Consider the following 23690-nt stretch of genomic DNA (forward strand, 5'->3'; position numbering starts at 1 on the left):
GCCACGACAGCCAGGTCCGCGCGGAGACGAGATGACGACCGATGACTGATACCGCTGCGGTCGAGATTCTCGCCGACGTCCACCGGGGCGTCGGCCGGATCCTTTTGAACCGGCCCAAGGCGCTCAACGCCCTGACGACCGGCATGGTCGCCGCCATCGACCGCGTGCTCGCCGGGTGGGAGCACACACCGCTGTCCGCTGTGGTGCTTGCCAGCACCAGCACGAAGGCGTTCTGCGCCGGCGGAGACATCCGCACGATCCGCGAGCACAGCCTCGCCGGGGATGCCGAGGCCAGTGAGCGGTTCTTCGCCTCCGAGTACCGGCTCAACGCCCGGATCGCCGAGTATCCCGTGCCGGTCGTGTCGCTCATCGACGGCCTGTGCATGGGCGGCGGTCTCGGTCTGTCCGTCCACGGCAGCTTCCGCGTCGTCACCGAGCGCGCGGTGCTGGCGATGCCAGAGACCGGGATCGGGTTCTTCCCGGACGTCGGGGCCAGCTACTTTCTGCCGCGGTTGCCCGGCGCGATCGGCATGTACCTGGGGCTGACCGGGCATCGGCTCGACGCGGCCGACGCCCTGTACACCGGACTGGCCACGCACTTCGTCCCCGCGGACGAGCTCGACGCGGTCGGGGAGGCGCTGGCCGACAGCCCCGGCGACCCGGTGGACGTGGTCCTGAACCGCCTCGCCGGCCGCTCCCCGGTGGCGGGCAGCACGCTGGCGGAGGTACGCGGGGACGTGGACTGGGCGTTCGGCGCGCCGGCCCTCGGCGAGATCGAGAAACGCCTGCGCCACCTCGACACCCCCTGGGCGGCAGCCGCGCTGGTCGCCCTGGAGTCCGCCTCACCGCAGAGCCTGGAGATCACCCACACCCTGCTGGCCCGGGGCAGGCAGCGCACGTTGCGCGAGTGCCTCGGCACCGAACTCGCCCTCACGCGCACGACCATCCGCACTCCGGACTTCCTGGAGGGCGTCCGTGCGGCTCTGGTCGACAAGGACCGCAGTCCCACCTGGCAACGTGCGTCGCTCGGCGGACGGACGCTGCCGTCCTGAGCATGTCCGCCGTGATCACGCTGCCGACATGCAACGGGTGCGAGGGCTTGACCACGGCTCGGGTCGGCGTGGAGCCGTGTGGCGCGCTGTGTCGCGAGCCGTATGGCGTGCGGAATGGCACCGAGACGCCTGCAGCGGCGGCTCTCCGCGACCGTAGTCGCCATTCATTGGATCGCCGACGGCGTCGTCGCCCCTCCGGTGACCGTGCCGGACGGAGGGTCTGTGGCCGGCACGGTCTCAGTCGTTGTCGGGCACCATCGAGACCACGACCTTGCCGGCCTTCGTGCGGCCCTGCTCGACGTGCGCCATCGCCTCGAGCGTCTGGTCGAACGGGAAGGTGCTGTCGATGACCGGGCGGAGCTTCCCGCTGTCGTAGAGGGCGCCGAGTTTGCGCAGCTGGGAGCCGTTGGCCTGCATGAAGAAGGATTGGTAGCGCACGCCCAGCGCCTTCGCCTGCTTGCGGATCTTTCGGCTGAGCACGTTCATGACCAGGCCCAGGAAGAAGGGGGCGCCGAGCTGCTTGGCGAAGCCGGCGTCCGGCGGGCCGACGACACTGATGGCCAGGCCGCCGGGCTTCAGCACGGTCAGCGACTTCTCGAGGTTCGCTCCGCCCAGGGAGTCCAGCACCAGGTCGTAGCCGGACAGCACCTTCGAGAAGTCTTCCTTGGTGTAGTCGACGACGACGTCGGCACCGAGGCTCCTGACCAACTTCTCGGTCTTGGTGTCCGTGGTCGTCGCCACTGTGGCGCCGAGGTGTTTGGCGAGCTGGATGACTGTCGAGCCGAGGCCACCGGCACCGGCGTGGATGAGCACCTTCTGCCCCGGCTTCACGTGGGCACGGTCAACGAGGACCTGCCAGGCGCTCAGGGCCACCAGCGGCACGGCGGCTGCCTCTTGGAGGGTGAGTGAAGCCGGCTTGGGTGCGACGTCGTCCTGGTCGATCGCGATGAACTCCGCGAAGCCTCCGATCCGCAGGTCGCGCGGACGGGTGTAGACCTCGTCGCCGACCTCGAGGCCGTGTACGGCGGGGCCGACCCGCGTCACGACGCCGGGCACGTCGTGGCCGAGCACGAAGGGAAGCTTGTACTTCAGTAGCTGCTTGAACTCCCCGTTTCGGACCATTTTGTCCAGCGGGTTGATACTGGCGGCGCTCACTCTGACCAGGACGTCGCGGTCTCCGACCGTGGGCTCGGGTACCTCTGCGGCGCGTGCGCCGTCCTTGCCGTACTTCTCGACGACGAATGCCTTCATACCGGCCGCCTTTCTGTGTGGGTGTTCTGGTGGTCGATGTGATGCTTCGCGCAGGTCCCCCCGCGCGCCCGTTTCCCGCGTGCGGCCGGGTTGGTGTGCTGGTCATGACGCTACCTGCTGAGTATAGAAAAGTAAACTCAGGTGGGGTTAGTATCGCTCTCATGGATGCGAGGACCGAAGCACTTCAGGGCGCTGGCATGGACTACCGACTCGACCGGGACACGTCGAACTGCTCGATCGCGCGGACTCTTGAGGTTGTGGGTGAGAAGTGGACGATCCTGATCCTGCGCGAGGTCTGGTACGGCTCGTCCCGCTTCAGCGACTTCGAACGCGTCCTCGGCTGTCCTCGCAACCTCCTGGCGGCGCGGCTCCGGATGCTGGTGGAAGAAGGGATCCTGGCCACCGAGACCTACAAGGAACCGGGCTCGCGGAGCCGGCCGAAGTACGTGATCACGCCCAAGGGCGTGGATCTGGTCCCGGCCGTGATGGGGCTCCTGCAGTGGGGCGACCGCTACCGCGCCGACCCGGAGGGCCCTGCCGTACTGGCGCGACACCGCGGATGCGGCGCGCACGTCGACGCCCAGATCCGCTGCGAACGGGGCCACGCCGTGCAGGCGGAAGACATCGAGAGCGTCCCCGGCCCTGCATTTCGTATGAGGCCCGCCGGGTGAGCTGAGCGCGGGTTGCGTCAGGTCGAGAGGTCGCAAACGTCCGGCGCGTCCGCAGCGCTCACAGCTTCGACAGATGGGCCAATGGGCTGCCGACGGACTCCTCCGCAAGATCGGTTACGGGAAGTACGTCCTGGTCGACGCGCGGGAACTCGTCCCCTTGACGGGCCCAACAACCGCTTGACCACGTGGTGTTGGGCCCCAGCCGCATAGCCCGTGTCCAGGATTCCGGGTCAGGGCCCGTGTGGTGCAGTCAGGGCCCGTGTGGTGCAGTCAGGGCCGTGTGGGTCGACTCCAGGATCTTCTCCGACAGGTCTGTGCCCGCCGTGGCCCGGGCAAGCAGGATCGCGCCGACCAGAGTGGCCACCATGGGAAGGCCGTCGTTGGCGTCGGTAGACATCCACGCGGCGAATTCCTCGACCCCGGCTGCGTACGTTTCGCGCACCTCCCCAGCTGTGGACTCGCGCGCCATGTCCCCAGCGAATCCCGCGGTGGGGCAACCGGTGCCGGGCTGGTCACGGTGCTCGGCCGACAGGTAGAAGTCGACGAGGGCGCCGCGCGCGGTTTCGTGATCGCCGTGGGCCGTATCGAACGAAGCCAGGAGTAGGTCAAGGTCCCCGAAAGCGGCTTGAGCCGCCTCGGCCACCAGGGCCTCCTTGGAGGGGAACTGCTTGTAGAAGCCGCCCGTGGTCAGCCCGATGGACTTCATCAGATCGGCGACGCTGATGCCGTTCACGCCGCGCTCCCGGAAGAGCTGGGAGGCCGCGGCGACCGCCCGCCTGCGGTTCTCGAGCGCTTGTGCTTGCGAAACGCGACTCATCAGTCACCTGCCCACGTTAGATAGTAAATCGCATCTATCATATGCGAAGTGTCGGCGGCCGGTCGCAGCGCCCTCTTTCCGTACGGCTCTTTCGCGCTGTCGCAAGGCGAGGAGCTCGTGGGCCCGTGGTCGAACCGGAAGCGGCTTCCGACCGTGCGATGCATCCGTGCCGGGGTGCGGTTGGTTGAGGGAAGACGCCGATGCGAAATCTCGTGGAGCGCATGCATAGCGGCTGAGGGGCCTGTTCAACCCCGTTGGCGACGAGTGGGTCCTATGTCTGGGCGCCTGAGCCTTTACGCGGCAAGCCGAGGCTGCCGAGCCGGAGACCGCGCTGCTCGCCCCGAGCGGCCGGGGGTGATCCGGCGCCGGGTTGGAGGCGGCTCGCGTTGTGCTCGGCGCGTGTGCACCGTGCAGGCCTCCGCAGGGGCGTCGTTCGCCGTGCCCGCGCGCTCGTCGTGAGGGCAGTACGCGAACCGTCCACGGCGACCGTGCGCCCCAGGGGTCCCCATCCGAACCTGATCGGCTGCCGGCCCTGTAGCCCCGCCGCGTGCACGTCGAGCAGTCTCCGGCCACGGGCGGGACCGGCGGCGTCGGGGGACCGTTGACTGGACGGCTTTAGATATCTATCGTAATCTAAATCGGGGCCGACGCTTTGGCCCCTATTCATTCGCCAGACCAGAAATGAGACCCACCACATGACCACGCAGAACAAGAGCGCCGTCGTCACTGGTGCGTCCGCCGGCCTGGGGACCGCCTACGCGCAGCGGCTTGCCGACCGGGGCTACGACCTGATCCTGGTGGCCCGGAACACTGCGCGGCTGGAAACGCTGGCGTCGGACATCCGCAGCCGCACGGGCCGTGCAGTGGACGTCGTCACCGCCGACCTCACCGATGCGGCGCAGATCTCCGTGGTCGAGGAGCGTCTGCGGACCGACGAGAGCATCGAGGTACTGATCAACAACGCCGGCGGGGGGATGTTCACGCCGCTGGCCACCTCCGACGCGGCGGCCTCCGAGGCACTGATCAACCTCAACGTGACAGCGCTGACCAGGCTGACCACCGCGGTCCTGCCGGGCCTGACGGCCCGCGGGCACGGCACCGTGGTGAACATCTCCTCTGCCCTGGCCCTCAACATCATGCCCGGCAGCGCCGTCTACAGCGGTACCAAGAGCTACGTGCTGATGTTCACCCAGGTCCTGCAGCAGGAACTCGCCGAGAGCCCCGTCACGGTGCAGGCCGTGCTGCCGGGTGCTGTCCGCACGGAGCTCTGGGACCGCTCCGGCGTCGACCTCGCGGCATTTCCCGACGAGACGATCATGAGCGCGGACGACGCCGTCGACGCGGCGCTCGCCGGGCTCGACGCCGGGGAGCCCGTCACCATCCCGTCACTGCCTCAGATCAGCGACTGGGAGTCGTTCGAGAAGGCGCGTCAGACGCTCGTCCCGAACCTGTCGCAGCGGGTCCCGGCCGATCGCTACCGCGGCTGACCGCCGCTCCGATTCCAGTGCGGCAGTCCCTTGTGACAACGGCACGGCCGCTGCCGCACACGACCGATGCGTCCTGTGGCGTGGGGGAAGACCGACGCACTCGGCCTCCTTCCCCCCGCCCGTACAAACAGCCGGGGCCCAGCACCGCATGCATGGGCGGCGGTCGTGTGCGCGGCTGCAAGCCCGTCCGCACCGTCGACTGCCCCTCCACGCAGTCGGCCTTCCACGGTGGAAGGTCACCGGGCCCATCCCGCCGGTCACCACCAACGCGCTCCCCGCGGGGCAGGCAGCCCGCCACCCCGCAGCTCTCTCCCACCCTTATTTGAGGAAACATCCATGTTGAACGCCCTGTGGAACCCGATTGTCGCCGGGGAGATCTCCCTGCCGCACCGGCTGGCGATGGCCCCCATGACACGGGACCGGTCCACCCCGGAAGGCATACCCACCGAGCTGAACGCCGAGTACTACGCCCAGCGCGCCTCGCACGCCCTCATCATCACCGAGGGCACCCAGCCCAACGCCGACGGCCAGGGCTACCTGCTCACCCCCGGCATCTACTCCGAGGAGCACATCGCCGGCTGGCGCAAGGTCACCGACGCCGTGCACGGCGTGGACGGTCGCATCGTCATTCAGCTCATGCACGTCGGACGGATGTCCCACCCCGACAACACCCCCCACCACCGGCAGCCGGTCGCCCCTTCCCCGGTCCAGCCGGCGGGCACCATGTTCACCCCGTCCGGCCCTCAGGAGATGCCTGTACCGCGTGAGCTGTCCACCGAGGAGGTCGCCGCGACGGTCGACGATTTCCGCCGCGCCGCCGCGGCCGCCGTCGCGGCCGGCGCCGACGGCGTCGAGATCCACGGCGCCAACGGCTACCTCGTGCACCAGTTCCTCGCCGACAACACCAACCAGCGCACCGACCGCTACGGCGGCTCCCTCGACAACCGCATCCGCTTCGCCGTCGAGGTCGCCACCGCCGTGGCGGACGAGATCGGCGCCGGCCGCACCGGCTTCCGGATCTCTCCCGGCAACCCGTTCAACGACATCGCGGAGAGCGACACCCACGAGCTGCACCCGGCACTCGTGCGCGCCCTCGCCCCGCTCGACCTCGCCTACCTGCACATCGGCCACGGCGGCGACGACGAACTCCNCACCCGGCACTCGTGCGCGCCCTCGCCCCGCTCGACCTCGCCTACCTGCACATCGGCCACGGCGGCGACGACGAACTCCTGCACACCCTCCGCAAGCTGTGGCCGAACACCTTGGTTCTCAACCGGGCCGGCACCGACATCGCCACCCGCGCCAAGGACATCGAAGACGGCCTGGCCGACGTCGTCACCGTCGGCACCATGGCCCTCGCCAACCCCGACCTCGTCGAGCGCGTACGCGCCAACGCACCCCTCAACACCCCCGACCCCGCCACCTTCTACGGCGGCGGCGAGGCCGGCTACACCGACTACCCCACCCATACCGCCTGACAAACCCCACCCACACCGCCTAACAAACCCCGGCGATACCGGTCCTGGCGGCAAGGTATGCCCAAATGGCCCCATGGAGGTGCCACATGTCTGATCACGCTGCAGTTGAACTGAGCCCGGAAGCGATCGAATTCGCTGACTTCATGGCCGGACTGGCGATTCCCGAGTCCGAGTTGGATGCGATGCGCATCGTGTCGGAGGGCGTCCATCTCAAGGCCCGGGAGCCGGAAGGCGTCACCTATCGGGAGGTGGACGCGGGTGGTGTTCTGGGAATCTGGTGCGAACCCGTCGACGCCAACACCGACTACGTCCTCCTGCACGGTCACGCCGGGGGATCCGTTCTGTCGTCGGCGTTCGTCGACCGAAAGCTCGCCGGCCATATCGCCAAGGCCGCAGGGGCACCCGTACTGGTCCTGGACTTCCGGCGAGCACCGGAACACAAGTACCCGGCTCAGGTGGACGACGCGGAGGCGGCCTTCAACTGGCTGCTCTCCGAAGGGTATGAGCCGGGAAACATCATCACGATCGGCCACTCGATCGGCGGGTTCATCGCTGTCGCCCTGGCGCTTCGCCTCCGCGACAAGAAGCAGCCGCTGCCCGGCGCCATCGTGTCGATTTCCCCCTGGTGCGACCTCGAGATCGCCAACGAGACCATGGCGACCAAGGCCGAGACGGACAAGATACTCAGCAAGGAACTGCTGCAGTTCTTCCGGGATGCCTGGATCGGCGGCACGGGCATCGAGTTCACGGACACCCGGATCAATCTGAACCGGGCGGACCTGAGCGGCCTGCCCCCGACCCTCGTCTCCTGGGGAACGTACGAGGTCCTGGCCGGCGAGGACGAGGAGTTCGCCGCTCGCGTCAAGGACGCCGGAATCGACACGGCGACCGTTGTGGTCCCGGGAGGCCAGCACTCGTACGTCTACGGTGCCGGCCGGGTTCCGGAGGTCGACGCCGCCATCGCACAGATCGGCGCGTGGGTCCGGGAGAAGACGAAGATCTGACCGAGCGGTCCGGGCGCGGCAGTTGCAAGATCCGCGCGCCTGCCGGATCGGGACGGTGAACGGACGCCGACATGGCCTGCGGTGGCGCGCGGGTCCGCGACGCCCACGACCTTGTCCCGGTCCGGCAGACGACGGTCGGACGTTCCAGGCGGTCGAGCGCGACGAGGAGGACACCGCGGTGGTCCTCCACACCTCCGGCACGACCGGCCGGCCCAAGGGCGCGGAACTGCGTCACCGCAACATGTACGACAACGCGCTCGTCAGCCGCATCCTGTTCGCCGCCGACTCCGAGCGCTCCGACACCTACCTGTGCTACCTGTGCGCGTTGCCGCTGTTCCATTCCTTCGGCCAGACCGTGATCCAGAACGGCGCTCTCGCCTTCGGCGGCACGATCGTGATGGCTCACGACCGGAGGCGGGCGCCTGTTCCCAGCCGGGCGGTGACTTCACGGGGAGTGAGGGTGGAGTGTTCCGCGGAGCACTCGACGACGACGCGGACCGGGGCCTCGCAGTCGGTGTGGCGGATGTCCAGCACGGGGCCCTCGGGGCCGAGGGCGTACGTCTCGCCCCACTGGCTCAGTGCCATCAGGACGGGCCACAGGTCCCAGCCCTTGCGGGTCAGGCGGTACTCGTTGCGGGGGCGGCTGCCCGGCTCCTGGTACGGGACGGTCTTCAGGATGCCGGCCGCGGTCAGCTTGCGCAGGCGGTCGCTGAGGACGGCCTCCGACAGGCCGATGTGGCGGTGGAAGTCGTCGAAGCGGCGGACTCCGTTGACGGCGTCACGCAGGATCAGCAGCGTCCATTTCTCTCCGACCACGTCGAGCGTGCGCTGGACGGGGCAGTTCTCCGTGCTCGCCTCAAGCCACTCCATGCCGCCATAGTAAGGGTCTGGCTTCGCCATTGACAGTCAGGTGGACAAAGTCTAGCTTCACTTGAAAAAGTCAGCTGACAGTCAGAGCGAAAGGCGCTGGACCGTGGGGCGAACGCGTACGTATCACTGGGACGATCCCGCGATCTCGGCGGAGGCCGCCGGGCGCATGGCCGGTATCGACTTCCTGCGCGAGGTGTGTGCGGGGCGGCTGCCGAGGGCGCCGATCAGCTGCACCGTCGACTTCGCCCTGGACGAGGTGGAGCCCGGCAGGGCGGTCTTCTCGCTGGCACCGGGCGAGGAGCACTACAACCCGATCGGCAGCGTCCACGGCGGCATCTTCGCCACCCTGCTCGACTCGGCGGCGGGTTGCGCCGTCCAGTCCACCCTCCCGCAAGGCATGGCGTATACCTCGCTCGACCTGACCGTGAAGTTCCTCCGGCGGATCACCGTGGACACCGGCAAGGTCCGCGCCATCGGTACGGTCGTCAACAGGGGACGCCAAACCGCCCTCGCTCAGGCCCAGTTGGTCGACGCGACGGACCGGCTGCTCGCCCACGCCACCAGCAGCTGCATGCTCTTCCCGGTACCCGCCCCTCGGGTGTGACTCCGCCGGGCGTCGGGTGCTCTGCTCGGGCGGCGTGGACGGTGTAGCCGGCCGCGCCGCCGCTGCTGTCGACTCTTTGGATTACGTTCGCAATATCATAGACTGGCGAAGTCGGTGAAGGGCAACCGGTCCTTCCGGTCGGCGAAGGAGCGTGTGCTGTGGTGCGGTACGGAAAAGAGCACAAGTCGGAGACGAGGCGGCGGATCATCGAGACGGCGGGCCGCCGGCTCAAGCAAGACGGTATCGACGGCTCCGGGGTCTCGACGCTCATGAAGGACGCGGGGCTGACCAATGGGGCCTTCTACGCCCACTTCAAATCCAAAGATGACCTCGTCACCACGACCATCGCCGACCAGTTGAAGGTGCAGGCCGAGAGCGTCGTCGCGCGGGCTGCTCCTGGCCGTGCCGGACTCGAGCAGATTGTGCGGGGGTACCTGTCGCCCCAGCACCGCGACAGCCCTGGCGACGGCTGCCCCAACGCCGCTCTCCTCGACGAGATCGGGCGCTGCACCGACACGACCAGGCAGGCGTACACCGACGGCGTGCTGGTCCTCATCGACGGCATTGCCGCCCGCATGGCACCCGAGGCCCCGTCCTCCGCACGTGTGAAGGCGCTCAGCCTCATCGGCCTGATGGCCGGGACACTGCAGCTTTCCCGCGCCTTGACCGACAGTCAACTCGCCAATGAGCTCCTCGATCAGGGGATCAACAACGCTCTCACCCTGCTGGATGCCGGGCAGCGCGTCTGACGCACCACATCCCTGGCCCCCAGGCCGTGGCTCTCGGGGAGCGGTCCGAAGCCGGCAGGTTCTCTCCAGCTGGGCGCAGCCGACGCCACCGGGGATCACCTCCTGCGCCGCTAAAGCTGCTGGACGCTGGAAGACCCGCATGCGGTTCTTCGCCGGACCCAGGATCTTGATCACCTACGAGCTCGCTGCCTCCCGCTGCCGAGGGCGGCGCCTCCGTCCTTTTCCAGGTGATCAACCAGCGGTATCTTCGCGAAGGGCGTGGCCGACTTCCTCGCGGACTGGCCGCTCCGGACCACAGTCGAACCGGACGATTCAATCCGGGCGGGTCGGCGACAGAGGATCTCACCGGACTTCCTCCTGCCTGGATCGGCGTCGGCACCCTCGATCTCTTCCACGACGAAGACGTCGCGTATGCGCGTCGGCTGAGTGACAGCGGCGTCCCCTGCGACCTCGACGTCGTCCCCGGCGCTTTCCACGGCTTCGACTTCGTGTTTCCCAAGGCCGAGGTCTCGCGGGAGTTCTGGCGTCGGCAGGCGCGGGCGCTGGAGGGCGCACTGTGAGGCCGACTGAAAGTGAAAGGCAGAGCGACATGCAGATCGCGGAGAGGGCTTTGGTCCTCACGGCGACGGCAACGGGATCGGGCGGGAAGGGGTGCTCGGACGCATCTCCCGCGGTGAGCGCGTAGCTGCTGTCGTCCACAGCGACAGCCGGGACTGTGCCACCAGCTGTACCCGGTGGCGCCCCCTGCGCCACCCGCGGTGATCCCGAACCGTTCGCTTGCCGTCTCGGGTGATGCGAGGGCCGGCCGTCCCGGTCAACTGCTCGTCGTGCGCTCGTGGTCTTTCCCGTACGTACGCACCCCACGTTTCCCGGATTCTTCTCAGATCGCCGGGGGTGACCCCTTGCCATCGGCCGACGACCCTCATATGGTCGTACGAACGTAAGGCATACGAACGTAATTCAAAACCAAGGGAGATTCGTGATGGCGACAACTCGGCCGGTGGCACTCGTGACAGGTGCCTCATCGGGGATCGGCAAGGAGACGGCCCGCGCCTTCGTCGCGGCGGGTTTCGAGGTGATCGGAACCGGCCGCAAGACCTCCGGACTCACCCCGCCCGCCGGTGTGACGTACCTCGATCTCGACGTGGCCAGTGACGACTCGGCCACCGCCGCGGTCGCAGAGGTGATCGACCGGTTCGGACGCATCGACGTCCTGGTCAACAACGCAGGCATCGGCTCGGCGGGCGCCGTCGAGGAGAACTCCGTCGCCCAGGCCCAGAGCGTCCTGAACATCAACGTCCTCGGTGTCATGCGTATGACGAAGGCCGTCCTGCCGCACATGCGCGCCCAGGGTGGCGGACGCGTCATCAACATCTCGTCCGTACTCGGGGTCGCCCCCCAGCCCTTCATGGCCCTCTACGTCGCGTCGAAGCACGCCATCGAGGGCTACTCCGAGTCGCTGGACCACGAGGTCCGCGAGCACGGCGTCCGGGTCCTGATCGTCCAGCCCGCCTATACCAAGACCAGCTTCGACACCAACGCCATGCAGCCCGACACCCCGCTGCCTCTCTACGCGGAGCGACGGCGCGTCTTCGACGAGGTGATGGCGGAGGCGATGAAGGATGGCGACGACCCCGCCGTCGTCGCCAAAGCGATCGTCACCGCGGCCACCGACAAGAAGCCGAAGCTGCGCTACACCGCCGGCCCGCTGGCCTCACGCGTCACCACGGCGCGCCGCCTCGTCCCCGCCGGAACGTTCGACAAGCAGATCCGCAAGAACAACCGCCTGCCCGCCTGACATCCCGGTCCGGCTTCAAGGGCGCCGGTTCCGCCCGAATGTCTCCGGTATACGCGACATCTCTGATGTCGCCGAGGGTCCATTGATCAGTCACTCGTTGATTTGCCAAGGAGAGTCATGCAGCAGCATCGCCGGCAAACGGCCTGGCGCAGTGCATCGCGCGCAAGGCGTTTTCTGAAGAAGAACGCCGGCATCGCGCTGGCGGTCACCGCGACGGCGGCCGTCCTGGGGTCGGCGCCGTCCGCGTCCGCAGGGACGGGACACTCGTACCGTGGCGGATCCGTTGTCACCGACGTACAGACCGCGGCGAAGTTCGACTACGCCGCCGGCGAGATCCCCGAGAACATCACCGCCAACCCCGACGGCTCAGTGACCCTGTCCATGCTCGGCAGTTGCGCGGTGTGCGAGCGCACCCATGGGCCGCAGCTGATGCGTATCTCCCCGTCCGGAGAGCGCACGGTGCTCGTCACCGGGCAGGTGGGTGAGGCGATCAGCGGCAACACCCGTGGCAATGACGGCACCGTCTACTACAGCGTGTGGGCCCCGGGCAACGCGGCCAGGAACGGCGTATACGCGCTGCGTGAGGACGGTACCCCTCAGCGCATCGCCGCTCTGCCCGCCGACTCGGGCCCCAATGGGCTGGCCATCGACGCGGCCGGACGCACCCTCTACATCGCGGACAGCCTGAAGGGCACCATCTGGTCCGTACCGGTCTCGGGCGGATCGGCGTCCCCGTGGCTGACCGATACCGCTCTCGCGCCGGTGCCGACCGAAGCCCTGCCGATCGGTGCCAATGGGCTCAGGTTCCACAACGGCGCTCTGTGGGTCAGCAACTTCAACAAGGGAACACTGCTGCGGGTACCGGTCACCGGCACCGGCGCGGCCGGTCCCATGCGCCTGGTCGCGGGCGGCCTGCCCAACATCGACGATTTCAGCTTCCTGACCCCCCGGTCCGATGTGGTGTTCGCGGCGCAGAACGGCTCCTCCTCGCAGAACGGTCCGGACAGGATCGTGGTGGTCTACCCGAACGGCACCTACAAGGCCGTTCTGACCAGCGCGGACGGTCTCGCCTCGCCCTCCGCGACCGCGGTCCGCGGCGACCGGTTGTACATCACCGACGGAGGGGTCCCCGAGCCCCACGACGCGAAACTGCAGACCGGGAGGATCAACTTCTCTGCTCTCCTTGCGGGCGCGGCACACTGACCTGACCAGCGGCAGCCGGGGCGCGAGCTCCGGCTGCGATGGAGGAACGCACGGTGCGGTACGCGAAAGAACACAAGAAGGAGACAAGGCAGCGCATCATCGCGACGGCCGGCCGTCGGCTCAAGCGGGACGGCATCGACGGCTCCGGAGTCGCGACGCTCATGAAGGACGCGGGCCTGACCAACGGCGCCTTCTACGCCCACTTCGAGTCCAAGGACAGCCTCGTCGCCGTCGCGATCGCCGACCAACTGCACACACTGAACGCGGACATCGTCGCGCAGGCGGAGCCCGGCCCGGCCGGCCTCGAACAGATCGTGCGCTGGTACCTGTCGGCCCACCACCGGGACAACCCCGGCGACGGCTGCCCCAACGCCGCCCTGCTCGACGAGATCGGGCGCTGTGCGGACGTGACCAGGCAGGCGTACACCGACGGCGTGCTGGTTTTCATCGACGGCTTCGCCGCACGCCTGGCACCCCACGATCCGCCGTCGGCGCGTCTGAAGTCACTCAGCCTCCTCGGCCTGATGGCCGGGACCCTACAACTCTCCCGTGCCCTGACCGACCGGCAGCTCTCCGACGAACTCCTCGAACAGGGCATCCGCAACGCCCTCGCGCTGCTGGACGCCGAGCAGCGCGACTGAGACGTCAGGAGGCCCTGTTGCTGCAGTCTTTGTAGCTGCCGTGACGTCGAGGGCCTGCTTCGTGGGGGAGGGGGCGGACTTCCGGCGGAACCGATTCGCTGTCGCGGCCTCGCTGTCATCGTGTGCGGCGCATCTCTTGCGGTCGAATAGAATTACGGTCATAATTTAATGGTCGGCGTGATGCTGAAGGACTCAACCGAACAGGGTTCCGACTCCTACGGACCCTCGGCCGTCGACCGAACCAACTGCAGCCGCAGTCCAGAAACCCCCATGCAGAAGGGCACGGCCATGAACGACGCACAAGGAGTACGAGGCGACGCGGTCACGTCGTACAAGAAGGCACCCACCCGCACCCTCACCGCCGGGGGAGTGACCTTCGCCTACCGCGACCTCGGTCCCCGGACTGGCGTCCCGGTCGTCTTCATCACCCACCTTGCCGCGGTCCTCGACAACTGGGATCCCCGGGTCGTCGACGGCATCGCCGCCAAGCACCGGGTCATCACCTTCGACAACAGGGGCGTCGGCGCTTCCAGCGGCTCGACGCCGAAGACCATCGAGGAGATGGCGAGGGATGCCGTCACCTTCATCCGGGGACTCGGGCTCGAGCATGTCGACATTCACGGCTTCTCGATGGGCGGCATGATCGCCCAGGTGATCGCGCAGGACGAACCGCAGCTCGTCCGCAAGCTGATCCTCACCGGCACCGGCCCCGCGGGCGGCGAGGGCATCAAGAACGTGACCCGACTGTCCCATCTCGACACCGTCCGGGCCCTGTTCACCCTCCAGGACCCGAAGCAGTTCCTCTTCTTCACCCGCACCGCGAACGGGCGCCGAGCCGGAAAGCAGTTCCTGGCCCGGCTCAAGGAGCGCACCCACGACCGCGACAAGGCGATCTCCCTCACGTCCTACTTCGCCCAACTCAAGGCCATCCACCGCTGGGGGCTCGCGCAGCCCCAAGACCTCTCCGTCGTCCATCAGCCCGTGCTCATCGCCAACGGCGAGAGTGACAGGATGGTGCCGACGAAGAACTCGTTCGAACTGGCCCGGCGGCTGCCGAACGCCGACGTGGTCGTCTACCCCGACGCCGGCCACGGAGGCATCTTCCAGTTCCACGAGCAGTTCGTGGCGGAGGCCCTCGACTTCCTTGGGCGGTAGTGGGTGTCAGGGACGGGCGGGCGGCACGTGGGCTGGGGGGCGTTGGAGGCTTCTCCGGCCAGGGTGGTCGACGCCCGTCAGCCGGTCATGAGTCGAGGTCGGAGAGGCCACTTCACGAGCGCTGCCGATCACCCGGCCGGCGCCCTTCAGCTTGGCGATCTGGCCGACCTGGGTGCCGATGGCGCCTGCCGCACCGGAGACGAAGACCGTGCCGCCCTCCTTGATCTCCTCGGCGTTGGAGGCCAGGACGCGGCCGATGGCGGGGCCGTCCAGCGGCGCGTCCACCTCGTTGGAGCGCGGGCATCGAAGGCGGGGTTCTGTCGGGAACCGTGTCTCTGGTTGGTCCGAGGAGGAGCGGAGTCACGCAGGACGGAGCCCGGTCGGTGCTGGTGGGAGGCGGGTGGCCAGGCCGTCCAGGACTCGGTCCAGGCCGTAGTGGAAGTTGTTGTCGCGGGACTCGTGGGGGTCTCTGCCGCGGGCTTCCGCGTAGCCCTCGCGGAGGTGGGGGTGGCCCTGGACGGCCTCTTCGGCGGCGGGCCAGAGGCGGTCGAGCCAGTCCTGTTCGTTCTGGCCGCTGCGGGCGACCGTCGTCAGCCAGGCCGCCTCGCTCGTCGTCATGCCGGTGACGTAGGCGAAGAGGGTGCGGACCGCCTGGTCCGCCTCGTCCAGGGGGAAGCCCGCCCGGGAGAAGAGGGTGAGCATCTCCTCCGAGAGGCGCATCATGTTCGGGCCGAGGTGGGAGAGGCCCAGCTCGCCGAGGGCCGAGGCGATCCAGGGGTGGCGCAGGATCGCGGCGCGCAGGCTGTGGGCGCAGTGCGCGGCCGCCTCACGCCAGTCCGTGCCCGTGTCGTCGGCCGCCGGTAGCTCGATCTCGCCGTAGATCTCGTCCACGACCAGTTCGATCAGCTCGTCCTTGTTGGCCACGTGCCGGTAGAGCGAAGTCGCGCCCGCGTCCAGGCGGGCGCCGAGCTTGCGCATGCTCAGCGCGTCGATGCCCTCCGCGTCGAGCAGTCGCACCGCCTCGCTGACGATCTGCTCCTGGCTCAGGGCGGGCTGTTCCCGGCGGCTCTGGGGTCGGGTCCACACCGACTGGGTGGCCTGCTTTCGGGTGGGCATGGGGATCTCCTGCTCTGCGGCCCGGCACATGGTGCGCACACCATACGCATTCTGCGTACGCCGTGAAAGATTGCGAACGGTGGGCGCTTATACGTCGAGTGTTCGCTGTCGGTACGGCGTACGTATCAGTTTTGAGGAGGAGTCATGGCAGCGGCGAACGTGACCTGGGACGCGAAGGGCGCCTGAAAGGCATCCAGCAACGGGGGGACGACGGACTCGAAGGGCCAGCTCCCGGACTTCGCCGTGGGCGACGCGGCGGCCACCGAGTCCATCACCGCCCGCCACCTTCTCTCCCACAGGTCGGGGCCGCCAAGGAGGTGGGACTGGAACGCCTCACACATCCCATGGACCGCGGCGACCAGGGCTCCGACCCCGGCCGCCGCAGTGCGTCGATGCAGTACGTCAGCGCAGTACGTCCATCAAGTGCGCCTGCGTGCACCTGGTCAGCAGAGCGCGGCGAGCCTGTCGGTCAGCGGTTCCGCCGTCTCACCGAGCGTCCGCACAATCGATCCGCCGCTTGCGATCGGAATGCTCGACAGGACCTCGGCCGGCAGGTCGAAGGCGTCGACGAGGGTCATCATGTGCGGGGCGAGATCACCGATGACCGTGTCGAGGGCCTTCGGCAGCGCCCGTACATGATCGGGTGTCAGATGGCCATCGGCGAGCAGATCCCCCGTGTGCTCGCCGAGTTGCTTGAGGAGGAACAACCGGCACAGGCTCTCCATCAGGAAACGGGATCTGGGGTCCCGGGCCCGTGTCGCTGCCCCGAGGAAGGCGTCCGCCGCCTGCAGGCGGGCGTGCGCGGAGACCATCTCGAGGGCGGCGGCCGACGTCACGTTCCAGCGGCCGACCGGGTCGCCCGACGGGCCCTCGCGCAGTGCGGTGCGCGCCCGGCCCTGCCATATGTGTTCGACCTCGGCGAGCAGGTCGCGAAGGAAGGCCAGGTCGGTGAGGTCCCGGTCGTCCCCGTCGTCCCGGCCGGACGCGGGGTCGACATGGCCCGTACGAGCCACCTGGTGGCCGAAGACCATCTCGGAGGCTGCCTTCACCCAGATCACCAGGTTGTCGCCCTCGGCGGTGATGCCGCCCTCGATGTTCAGCGGCAGATCGGCCAGGCCGTTCGCCGGGAACAGCCCCTGCGCCCCGCACCGCTCCCGGCACTCGGTGGTGATCGAGCGGGCCTGCCAGGTGATCCAGCCCTTGGCGACGGCCACGTCACGCTCGACCTCCGCCCGGTCCTCCTCCGTGTGCAGGGCGAATCGGTTGACCATCGAACGGTGCAGAAACGTCATCGCGTACCCCGTCGCCAACGCGTGCAGTAAGCGGCTGTGGTGGCTGCGGTGGGCGGCCAGCGGGATGCGCTCGCCGGCCTTCGGTCCGGCCAGAATGCGGCTGTGGGCGTAGCGCACCGCGATGGCCAGCGCGGCTCGCGACATGCCCAGGGTGCCGGCGCTCATGCAGAGCTTGCCCATCGTGACGCGGTTGATGGAACGGAGCAGTCGTTTGCGCTTGTTGCCGAGATTGCTGGTCAGCGTCCCGTCCGTGCTCAGGCGTCCGTGTTCCGCCTCCAGCAGCGCCTCGCGCGGCAGCCAGACGTGGTCGAACGCCGTGAGGGAGTGGTCGACCGGGGTACCGGTGCGCTGGGGCAGCTGCCGGACCCGGACTCCCGGGAGATGACCGTTCTCGTCGCTGAGCGGGGTCAGGAACAGGAAGGTGCCCTGGTCCTCCCCGTCGACTATGAGACGCGCGGCGACCACGGCGGTCTTGGGGCCGCCGGTCAGGCTGGTGTTGGGCATGAACTTCTGGGCGCCCGGGTTCGGCGTGTTCAGGTAGAAGCCGTTGGTCGACCGGTCGTGGACGGCGACGGTCTCCATCGACGCCACGTCGTTGCCGTGCTCCAGCTCGGTGCACAGAAACGTTCCCGTGTGCTGGAGCGAGGTGAACCGGGACAGGTCGCGGAACTGGCCGCCGTCGTGGTCGAGGATGCTGCCGAGGAACAGGTTGTAGTGGATGCTCGCGAGGGTGGTCAGCCCTCCGTCCACCGGCCCCGTCCACTCGTGCAGACCGGCGAGGCGGTGCGGATCGGTCGCGAGCTCCGCCGGGTCGCCGGCCCGGGAGTTGAGCAGCCGCAGTCGGTCGTACGAGAGTGCCGCCCGCTCGTCCGGTGTCAGGCCGGGGCGGTACGTGAACTCCTTGCCGGACAGAAGCCGGCGCCATGCCCCGTGCACCCGCTCGCGGTCGGCGCCCTCGAAGAGCAGTTGTGCCAGCTCATCGGCGGCCGAGTCGGCCACAGATGTGGCCGTGGAGTCGGCCGTGGATTTGGTTCTCGTGTGCGTGGGCATGGTGCCCTGGTCAGGAGCGCCCGTGATGCCGATGGTTCCTGTGGTTTCTATGGTTTCTGTGGTGCTTGTGGTTCCTTTGGTGCCGATGGTGCTGGAGGGCGTGATGACCTCTCGTTCGTTGGATCTGTCCGTCCCCGACGTTTCGGTCGTAAGCGCGATTGCCATCGAACCCCCCTTGGTCTGGGTAACCGGTCGGATGTGAATCACCGCCACCGAAGATACGTACCAACTGGTTTTCTTTTCAAGGTCGTTTCTGAATCCCTTGGTGGTTTTGGTGGAACGTTTGGGGCAAGTTGTTTATTTTTGCTGGCAGCGACTGGGTTGATGGTGGTTTCGCGGGCCCACTTGAGAAACCAAGCGGATGGTTTATTCTCAGCCGCGGAAGTCTCCCGCTGTAAGGTGCGGACGTCCTGGTCTCTTTTCCCGCTGGGCGGGCTGGTACGGAGGTTCCTTGTGGCGCGGCAAGAGCGAGCCATTCGGACGCGGCGGGCGATCCTGGTCGCGGCGGCCGCGGTGTTCGACGAGGTCGGATACGAAGCGGCGACGATCGCGGACGTCCTGAAGAAGTCGGGTATGACCAAGGGCGCCCTGTACTTCCACTTCACGTCCAAGGAAGAGCTCGCCCAGGCGGTCCTGGCGGAACAGGTCACCTCGCTTCCGCGGGTGCCCGACCGGGAGCTGAAGCTCCAGCAGTCACTGGACGAGGCGCTGCTGCTCGCGTACCTGCTCAAGCAGGACACGGGGGATCCGATCATCCAGGGCGGCGTGCGTCTCACGGTGGACCAGGGTTCGCCCAGGGACCACCTCAACCGACGGGTCCCGATGCAGGCCTGGCAGGACCACACGGAGTCGCTCTTCGAGCAGGCCAAGGTGAGGGGGGAAATCCTTCCGCACGCCGATGTGGCCCCGCTGGCGAAGCTGTTCGTCGGCGCCTTCACCGGCGTACAGGTCCTGTCGCGGATCATGACCGGCCGCGCGGATCTGGCGGAGCGGGTGGCCGACCTCTACCGGCATCTGATGCCGTCCATCGCGGTGCCGGGCGTGCTCGTACGCCTGGACTTCTCGCCGCAGCGCGGAACACAGGTCTACGAAGAGGCCGTGAAACTGCGCGACGCGGAAGCCGCGGCCACGGTGGAGAGAACCGGCCGGAGCAGACCGACTGAATCGCTGACTGCATCGCTGACTGAATCACCGCAGAATCACTGACGAATCATCGACTGAATCATCGACGGGGGACGTTCTCCTCGGTGTGCGTAAGTGCGACCACGCGCGACAGCGCGACCACGCGAAACGCAACGACCAACCGAACGGAGTGCACGGATGGACACGACCTCATGCCCGTATGCGCTGGACGTGAAGGGGCGCGATCTCGGGGGAGAGGCCGAGAAGCTGCGCTCGCGCGGGCCGGTGGCCGAGGTGGAGCTGCCGGGTGGAGTGACCGCCTGGGCCGCGGTCCGGCAGAAGTACGTCAAGCAACTGCTGCTGGACTCCCGGGTGTCCAAGGACGCGAGGCAGCACTGGCCGGACTTCATCGAGGGGCGCATAGGCGAGGAGTGGCCGCTGTACCCGTGGGTGGCGAACGAGAACATGCTCTTCGCGTACGGGGAGAGTCATGCGCGGTTACGGCGGCTGGTCGCGGGGGCGTTCACCGCGCGTCGGAGTGAGGCACTGCGTCCGCGGGTCGAGGAGATCACCGCCGGGCTGCTGGACGAACTCGCCGCCGTGCCGGCCGGGGAAGAGATCGATCTGCGGGACCGGTTCGCCAAGCTGCTGCCGATGCGGGTCATCTGCGAGCTGTTCGGGGTCGCGGAGGAGGGGCGTGAACGCCTCTGCGCGGCCCTGGAGTTGGTGTTCGGCACCGCCGTGCCGGCGGCGAAGATGGCCGCCGCCCAGGTCGAGGTCTTCGGGCTGCTGGCCCAACTGGTCGCCGAGAAGCGGGCGAACCCGGGCGGCGATCTGACGTCCGCGCTGATCGAGGCCCGGGACACCGAGGGCGGGCTCACCGAACAGGAGCTCCTCGGCACCCTGTATCTCATGATCGCGGCAGGTCAGGAGACGACCTGCACCCTCATCACCAACGCCGTCGGCGCGCTGCTCGCCCACCCCGAACAGCTCGCGCATGTCCGCGACGGGCGGGCGGGCTGGGGGGACGTGGTGGACGAGACGCTGCGGACGCACAGTCCGGCGGCGTACTCGCCGATGCGCTTCGCCGTCGACGACATAGAGCTCGACGAAGTGGTGATCCAAAAGGGGGACCCGATCCTCGTCTCCTTCGCGGCCGCGTCCCAGGACCCCGAGGCCTACGGGGACGATGTCGCCGTCTTCGATCTGCTGCGGCCGGGGCGGCGCGAGGACCTGGGCTTCGGGCACGGGGTGCATCGGTGCCTGGGCGCGCCGTTGGCGCGGATCGAGGCGGGCGTTGCTCTGGCGGCGTTGTTCGAGCGCTTTCCGGAGGTGACGGCGGCGGTGCCGGTGGACTCGGTCGAGCCGGTGGAGTCGTTCATCGTCAATGGGTACGGCTCCTTGCCCGTCGTTCTTCGCGGTGGCGTTCGGTCGGAGGGCGAGCCTGGAGCCCGCTGATGGTTTGCGCGGCGAACTGAAACGGAACTCCGGAGTCTGAACGGACTCCGGAGTTCCGTGTTTTCGTTCCGGGGCACTCGAGGGTTCGCGCACGGGTTCGTGCACTCCACACATAGAAACCGCACATGCGGTTTGTTACGGTGGGGCACTCCAGGCACCCCCACCATAGGTAGCAACGGAGCGCGCCCGATGGCCAAACAGGAACGTGCGGTACACACGCGCAAGGCGTTGATCGAGTCAGCTGCGGAGCTGTTCAGCAAGCACGGCTTCGAAGTGGCGTCCCTGTCCATGATCAGCGCGCGGGCCGGCGTCAGTAATGGGGCCCTCCACTTCCATTTCGCCAGCAAGGCGGCGCTGGGCGCGGCGGTGTGGGAGGCGGCGGCGCAGCGGTTGCGGCAGATCACGACCGACGGGGTGGCGGGCTCGGGATCGGGTGCCGGCTCGGGTTCGCGTTCGAGCGCGAGTTCGGGCGCAGGCGCGGGTGCGGGCTCGTCTGTGGGGGAGGTCGGTGGCGCCCTGCGGGTGTTGGTCGATACGACACACGCGTTGCTTCAGGCGCTGGGGCATGACGTGATCCTGCGGGCCGGGTTCGGTCTGAGTGAGTCCCTGAAGTCCTCGGTGGGCGGCGGGGATCTGTGGCGGTGGTGGCAGGAGTGGGTGGAGGGCGTGCTCGCCGAGGCCGATCAGGAAGGGGCGCTTGCGCGGGACGTGTCGGCGCAGGACGCCGCGAACACCGTGGTCGCGGCCACCGTGGGATTCGGTGCGCTGGGAAGTCGCGACGCGCAGTGGCTGTCGCAGGGGACGCTGTCCCGGTTCTGGGCGCTGCTGCTGCCGAGGCTCGCCGCGGGGGCGGCGCTTGAGGAACTGGCCGCTTCGGGGCGGCGGGTGGGTGCCGGCTGACGGTCCGTCTGCGGCTCGGACTCGCTGACCTGTTGTTCTTTTCCAAGGCGTGAACCGGCGCCCCTGGCGGGCGGCTCGGTCCACGCCTTTTTTGTGCGTTCGCGGCACCAGAGGCCGCACAACGTTTTGGGTTGCGCACACTGTTCGCTCTCCCGTACATTGTTCGTCAGAGGCGCTCGGCACCCCTCGGCTACTCGGGATCTGCGCTGCGCCTTGCGTCCGCGCCATCCCGTACCACCGCACCACCACAGCACCGCGTCATCGCGCACCATCCGCCCCGCCGGCCCCTGCCGTCGGCCCGTACTGCCCGAAAGGTTTGATGATGGACCGCCATCCGCGCCGCTGGATCATCCTGATCGTGTTGTGCCTCAGCACCTTGGTGCTGGTCATCGACAACATGGTTCTCACCGTGGCGATCCCGACGATCGCGGAGGACCTCAAGGCGAGTGCCCAGGACCTCCAGTGGATCCTCGACTCGTACATGCTGGTCTTCGCCGGCTTACTGCTGACGGCGGGCAGTCTGTCCGACAAGTTCGGCCGCCGGAAGGTCATGATCATTGGGCTCGCGCTCTTCGGAGCCGCATCGGTCCTGGCCATGGAGGCCGCCACACCCGAGCAACTGATTCTGGGGCGCGTCCTGATGGGCGTCGGCGGCGCACTGGTGATGCCCAGCACGCTCTCCATCCTCATCACGGTCTTCGACGACGACGAGCGCCCGAAGGCGATCGCCGCCTGGAGCGCGGTCGCCATGGTCGGCCTGGTCGGCGGCCCGGTTCTCGGTGGTGCCCTGCTCGCGGAGTTCTGGTGGGGCGTGGTGTTCCTGATCAACATCCCGATCGCCGCCCTCGCCATCGTCGCCGCGCTGGTCCTGATGCCGGAGTCGAAGGGGCCCTGGCGCAAGGCCGACCCGTTCGGGATGGTCCTGTCGATGGTCGGTATGACGGCCCTCATCTGGACGATCATCGAGTTCCCGAAGGACGGCCTCGACCACCTGGGCACGCAGATCTCGCTGGCGGTGACCGTGCTCAGCCTGGTGACGTTCGTCGTCTGGGAGAAGCGCTCCGCGTCCCCGATGGTCCCGATGCAGCTCTTCCGCAACCGGGTGTTCACCGGCGCCAGCTTCTCGCTGGTCCTGCTGACGCTCGCCAACGGCGGTCTGATGCTGGTCCTGACGCAGTACCTGCAGTTCGTCCTCGGCTACAGCGCCACCGAGACCGGTCTGGCCTTCACACCGCTGGCTGTCGCCGCGCTGGCCTTCAACAGCGTCGGCGCCGCCCTGCTCCCGAAGACCGGCAACCGGGCCATGGTGGTGTTCGGGCTCCTGGTCATCGCCTCCGGATTCGGGCTGCTGTCCACCCTCGGCACCGACAGCGGCTGGGGCGTCCTGGCCGGTGCCATGTGCCTGATGGGTGCGGGCGGCGGTCTGGCGATGCCCGCGGCGATGTCGGCCATGATGGGCGCGATCCCCGACGAGCACGCCGGCGTCGGCTCCGCGCTCAACGACACCGTCCAGCAGGCCGGCGCGGCCCTCGGCGTCGCCGTCCTGGGCGCCGTCCTCTCCAGCACCTTCACCAGCCACATGCCGGCCGCCGCTCCCGAGGCGGCCCGCCGCTCCATCGGCGACGCGCTCGCCGTGGCCGGCAGCAGCAAGGACGCCGGTCTGCTGGAGTCCGCGCACGACGCCTTCACCAGCGCGATGTCCGCCACCTTCATGGCGGGCGCGGCCGGAGTGGTCGGCGCTGCGGTACTCGCCCTCTTCCTGATGCGCGACATGCGCGACCCCAAGGACGCCACCCCGCAGACCGAGACCGGGCTGAAGAAAGAGACCGAGACCGAGCCGACGAACGAGACCTCCACGCGCTCGCTCGTCGAGACCGCTCACTGACGGAGGCCCGGCGGTCGGCCGGACGGTCCGTGGCACATGGCGAGGGGCGGGTGGGGGAAACGACCACGGTCGTTTCCCCCACCCGCC

The 23690-nt window shown here is 68.3% G+C and carries 21 protein-coding genes and 2 pseudogenes; 17 read left to right on the forward strand and 6 right to left on the reverse strand.

What is annotated here, in order from left to right:
• The first annotated feature begins 41 nt into the window (after positions 1 to 41).
• Complete coding sequence (locus tag FGD71_RS00420) at positions 42 to 1052, forward strand: enoyl-CoA hydratase/isomerase family protein (protein ID WP_119098332.1); 1011 nt, start codon at positions 42 to 44, stop codon at positions 1050 to 1052.
• 237 nt (positions 1053 to 1289) lie between these two features.
• On the opposite strand, the gene FGD71_RS00425 is transcribed toward FGD71_RS00420, so the two are convergent.
• Positions 1290 to 2303, reverse strand: a complete 1014-nt coding sequence (locus FGD71_RS00425) for an NADP-dependent oxidoreductase (protein WP_119098333.1) — start codon at positions 2301 to 2303, stop codon at positions 1290 to 1292.
• A 197-nt stretch (positions 2304 to 2500) separates the two neighbouring features.
• Here FGD71_RS00425 and FGD71_RS00430 point away from each other — a divergent pair, with 197 nt between their 5' ends.
• Complete coding sequence (locus FGD71_RS00430; RefSeq protein WP_119098334.1) at positions 2501 to 2974, forward strand: winged helix-turn-helix transcriptional regulator; 474 nt, start codon at positions 2501 to 2503, stop codon at positions 2972 to 2974.
• Positions 2975 to 3224: 250 nt separating this feature from the next.
• Here the strand turns inward: FGD71_RS00430 and FGD71_RS00435 are convergent, their stop codons facing one another.
• The gene (locus tag FGD71_RS00435) at positions 3225 to 3791 is read right to left on the reverse strand and encodes a TetR/AcrR family transcriptional regulator (RefSeq protein WP_119098335.1); all 567 of its coding nucleotides are present in this window, start codon (positions 3789 to 3791) and stop codon (positions 3225 to 3227) included.
• 695 nt (positions 3792 to 4486) lie between these two features.
• Between FGD71_RS00435 and FGD71_RS00440 the strand changes: the two genes are divergently transcribed.
• From FGD71_RS00440 to FGD71_RS48235, 4 genes and pseudogenes are all read left to right on the forward strand, one after another.
• A complete protein-coding gene (locus FGD71_RS00440; protein WP_119098336.1) occupies positions 4487 to 5278 on the forward strand; it encodes an SDR family NAD(P)-dependent oxidoreductase in 792 nt (263 codons plus the stop codon).
• A gap of 336 nt (positions 5279 to 5614) precedes the next feature.
• Positions 5615 to 6428 (forward strand): alkene reductase (locus tag FGD71_RS00445; RefSeq protein WP_244951184.1); only part of this gene is annotated, 814 nt, incomplete at its 3' end.
• A 414-nt stretch (positions 6429 to 6842) separates the two neighbouring features.
• Positions 6843 to 7760, forward strand: coding sequence for an alpha/beta hydrolase (locus tag FGD71_RS00450; RefSeq protein WP_119098337.1), 918 nt, complete (start codon positions 6843 to 6845; stop codon positions 7758 to 7760).
• A gap of 178 nt (positions 7761 to 7938) precedes the next feature.
• A pseudogene (locus FGD71_RS48235) lies at positions 7939 to 8121 on the forward strand (AMP-binding protein); the annotation flags it as partial.
• Positions 8122 to 8162: 41 nt separating this feature from the next.
• Here FGD71_RS48235 and FGD71_RS00460 read toward each other — a convergent pair.
• Complete coding sequence (locus FGD71_RS00460) at positions 8163 to 8630, reverse strand: winged helix-turn-helix transcriptional regulator (protein ID WP_119098354.1); 468 nt, start codon at positions 8628 to 8630, stop codon at positions 8163 to 8165.
• 103 nt (positions 8631 to 8733) lie between these two features.
• Here FGD71_RS00460 and FGD71_RS00465 point away from each other — a divergent pair, with 103 nt between their 5' ends.
• The 7 genes from FGD71_RS00465 (at position 8734) to FGD71_RS00495 (ending at position 14780) form a co-directional block, all read left to right on the forward strand.
• The gene (locus FGD71_RS00465; RefSeq protein ID WP_119098338.1) at positions 8734 to 9234 is read left to right on the forward strand and encodes a PaaI family thioesterase; all 501 of its coding nucleotides are present in this window, start codon (positions 8734 to 8736) and stop codon (positions 9232 to 9234) included.
• A 158-nt stretch (positions 9235 to 9392) separates the two neighbouring features.
• Positions 9393 to 9983 (forward strand): TetR/AcrR family transcriptional regulator, encoded by a 591-nt coding sequence (locus tag FGD71_RS00470; RefSeq protein WP_119098339.1) that lies wholly within the window; start codon positions 9393 to 9395, stop codon positions 9981 to 9983.
• A gap of 227 nt (positions 9984 to 10210) precedes the next feature.
• Complete coding sequence (locus FGD71_RS00475) at positions 10211 to 10543, forward strand: alpha/beta hydrolase (RefSeq protein ID WP_240436313.1); 333 nt, start codon at positions 10211 to 10213, stop codon at positions 10541 to 10543.
• A gap of 422 nt (positions 10544 to 10965) precedes the next feature.
• Positions 10966 to 11781 carry an oxidoreductase gene (locus FGD71_RS00480; RefSeq protein WP_119098341.1) on the forward strand — a complete coding sequence of 272 codons (816 nt, stop codon included), beginning with the start codon at positions 10966 to 10968 and terminating at the stop codon, positions 11779 to 11781.
• A gap of 117 nt (positions 11782 to 11898) precedes the next feature.
• Entirely contained in the window at positions 11899 to 12984 is a 1086-nt protein-coding gene (locus FGD71_RS00485) for an SMP-30/gluconolactonase/LRE family protein (protein ID WP_240436314.1), read from the forward strand.
• A 38-nt stretch (positions 12985 to 13022) separates the two neighbouring features.
• Entirely contained in the window at positions 13023 to 13625 is a 603-nt protein-coding gene (locus tag FGD71_RS00490; RefSeq protein WP_119098342.1) for a TetR/AcrR family transcriptional regulator, read from the forward strand.
• Between the two features lie 180 nt (positions 13626 to 13805).
• Complete coding sequence (locus FGD71_RS00495; protein WP_240436315.1) at positions 13806 to 14780, forward strand: alpha/beta fold hydrolase; 975 nt, start codon at positions 13806 to 13808, stop codon at positions 14778 to 14780.
• Positions 14781 to 14897: 117 nt separating this feature from the next.
• On the opposite strand, the pseudogene FGD71_RS00500 reads toward FGD71_RS00495, so the two are convergent.
• The 3 genes and pseudogenes from FGD71_RS00500 to FGD71_RS00510 form a co-directional block, all read right to left on the reverse strand.
• Positions 14898 to 15002 (reverse strand): annotated as a pseudogene (locus tag FGD71_RS00500) (NADP-dependent oxidoreductase); the annotation flags it as partial.
• Positions 15003 to 15140: 138 nt separating this feature from the next.
• Complete coding sequence (locus FGD71_RS00505; protein ID WP_119098343.1) at positions 15141 to 15896, reverse strand: TetR/AcrR family transcriptional regulator; 756 nt, start codon at positions 15894 to 15896, stop codon at positions 15141 to 15143.
• Positions 15897 to 16339: 443 nt separating this feature from the next.
• A complete protein-coding gene (locus FGD71_RS00510) occupies positions 16340 to 18238 on the reverse strand; it encodes an acyl-CoA dehydrogenase family protein (protein ID WP_119098345.1) in 1899 nt (632 codons plus the stop codon).
• Positions 18239 to 18691: 453 nt separating this feature from the next.
• Here FGD71_RS00510 and FGD71_RS00515 point away from each other — a divergent pair, with 453 nt between their 5' ends.
• From FGD71_RS00515 to FGD71_RS00530, 4 genes are all read left to right on the forward strand, one after another.
• Complete coding sequence (locus FGD71_RS00515) at positions 18692 to 19444, forward strand: ScbR family autoregulator-binding transcription factor (protein ID WP_119098346.1); 753 nt, start codon at positions 18692 to 18694, stop codon at positions 19442 to 19444.
• 114 nt (positions 19445 to 19558) lie between these two features.
• Positions 19559 to 20818: a cytochrome P450 family protein gene (locus tag FGD71_RS00520; RefSeq protein ID WP_119098347.1), complete on the forward strand. Its 1260-nt coding sequence runs from the start codon at positions 19559 to 19561 to the stop codon at positions 20816 to 20818.
• A gap of 189 nt (positions 20819 to 21007) precedes the next feature.
• Entirely contained in the window at positions 21008 to 21718 is a 711-nt protein-coding gene (locus FGD71_RS00525; protein ID WP_119098348.1) for a TetR family transcriptional regulator, read from the forward strand.
• Positions 21719 to 22040: 322 nt separating this feature from the next.
• Positions 22041 to 23603 (forward strand): MFS transporter, encoded by a 1563-nt coding sequence (locus tag FGD71_RS00530; protein WP_119098349.1) that lies wholly within the window; start codon positions 22041 to 22043, stop codon positions 23601 to 23603.
• Positions 23604 to 23690 lie beyond the last annotated feature (87 nt).

Source organism: Streptomyces sporangiiformans (assembly GCF_005768555.2).
GTDB lineage: Bacteria > Actinomycetota > Actinomycetes > Streptomycetales > Streptomycetaceae > Streptomyces > Streptomyces sporangiiformans.